At 69.9% G+C, this 1,984-nt stretch carries 1 protein-coding gene; it reads left to right on the top strand.

All coding sequences use genetic code 11. From position 1 onward, the window contains the following. Nucleotides 1-152 precede the first annotated feature (152 nt). The gene (locus tag ABT057_RS49015) at nt 153-1,880 is read left to right on the top strand and encodes an IS1182 family transposase (protein WP_352351895.1); all 1,728 of its coding nucleotides are present in this window, start codon (nt 153-155) and stop codon (nt 1,878-1,880) included. The last annotated feature ends 104 nt before the right edge of the window (nt 1,881-1,984 follow it).

The following is a 1,984-nucleotide window of genomic DNA, read 5'->3' as shown; positions in this document are numbered from 1 at the left end:
ACAGGGCGGTCAGGACCGCGCGCGGCGCACGCCGACCCATTTACTGTGCCCCCGGCGCACGGCGAAGCCGCGCTGAGTTGCTGTCGGGGATCTTGAAGTTTCCCGGTGCGGCAGCATGGTCGACGGGCATGCTCGGGTAGTTCCATCGTCCGATGGAGCTGTCGAGGTACCCGTTGTCCCTGCGCCCCCGTTCCGGTGAGCACGTTCCGCCTCTGACCGCGCAGATCGCGCGGGCGAGCAACCCGGGTGGCACGACGGCGATATGGGTGCGTGACCGGTTGGACGGGCTGTGGCGCGACGAGGACTTCGCCGACTGGTACCCCAGGGACGGGCGTCCAGGGCTTTCGCCTGCTCAGCTGGCTACCGTCTGTGTGCTGCAGTTCCTGCTCGGCCTGTCGGACCGGCAGGCCGCCGAGGCGGTCCGCTGCCGCATCGACTTCAAGTACGCCATGGCCATGGAACTGAATGATCCCGGCTTCCACCACAGCGTGCTGGCCGACTTCCGCGACCGTCTCACCGAGGACGGCCGTGCCGACCGCCTCCTCGACCTCGCGCTGGCCCGTCTCAAGGAGGCCGGCCTGGTGCGCGAGCGCACCACGCAGCGCACCGACTCCACCCACGTCCTGACCGCGGTGCGTGACCTGACCCGCCTGGAGCTGATCACCGAGGCGGTCCGCGCCGCACTCGAAGAAGTCGCCGGCTCCTCCCCGCATCTGCTGGACGAGCTGGTTGATGAGGACTGGGGGCGCCGCTACGGCCGGCCGGTCCGCCTGGGCAAGAACCCCACCAAGCCCATGACCAGGATTCTTGCCGCCGGAGACGACGGCGTCCGGCTCCTGGAACATCTCAACCAGCACGGAGCGCACCGCACGTCCGGTCCCCGTGTCCAGGCCCTGCGCCAGATCATGGTGCAGAACTACCACCGGGACGCCGCAGGACGCCTGCGCTGGCGCACCGCCGAGACGGAAGGCGGGCCCGGGCTACCGCCCTCGTCCCGGGCGATCGTCTCGCTCTACGACACCTCGGCCCGCTATGCACGGCACGGGCACATCATCAGCTGGAAGGGGTTCGCCGCTCATCTGACCGAGACCTGTGCGTCCGACGGCCCCAACGTGATCACGGACGTGGCTACCACCGCGGCCACCACCCACGACAGCCAGGTCCTGCCCGGCATCCACACCCGCCTGGCCCGCCGCGGGCTGCTGCCCGCCGAGCACCTGGTCGACGCCGGCTACACCTCCCTGCCCCACCTGGAACAGGCCGCCCGTGAGCACCAGGTCACCGTCTCCGGGCCGTTGAGGAGCAACCCCACGCACCAGCACCGCCGAGGCGAGGGTTTCGCCCGGGACGACTTCCACATCGACTACGACCATCAGCAGGTCACCTGCCCGAAAGGGCAGGTCAGCGCGGGCTGGCACGGCCCCTACCCGACATCCTCGCCTACCGCGGCCCCGCCGATGGTGGCCAGGTTCACCAAGAGCCAGTGCCGTCCCTGCCCTGCGCGCACCCAGTGCACCAGCACCGCCGACAGCGCCCGCACCGTGGGCTTTCCCCCGCGCGAGCTCCGCGACCTGCAACTCCGCGTCCGTGCCGAGCAGCAGACGCCCGAGTGGAAGGCCCGCTATGCGGTCCGCTCCGGAGTGGAGGGCACGGTCAACGAGTTCGCCCACGGACACGGCATGCGCCGCTGTCGCTACCGAGGACAGAGTAAAGCCCACGTCCAGCACGTCCTGACGGCCATCGCCATCAACATCGAGCGCCTCAGCGGTCTCCCACCAGCCGAGAAGGCACCCCCTTCCCGACGACCGACCGCCTTCCAGAGCTACCTCGACCGGTGCGGGATCTCCAGGCCAAAATCCTGGCGCACCCTTGGCACCTGACCTCGACAACTCCAAGATCCCCGACAGCAACTCAGCGCGGCTTCGCCGTGCGCCGGGGGCACAGTAAATGGGTCGGCGTGCGCCGCGCGCGGTCCTGACCGCCC

It is taken from the genome of Streptomyces sp. NPDC002588 (assembly GCF_040295925.1).
In the GTDB taxonomy this organism is placed as follows: Bacteria; Actinomycetota; Actinomycetes; order Streptomycetales; family Streptomycetaceae; genus Streptomyces.
This window is presented reverse-complemented; position numbering and strand designations above follow the sequence as displayed.

Bases quoted from the DNA above. Each gene is read 5' to 3' on its own strand.
- ABT057_RS49015 (WP_352351895.1), top strand. From the start codon at position 153: ATGGAGCTGTCGAGGTACCCGTTGTCCCTGCGCCCCCGTTCCGGTGAG.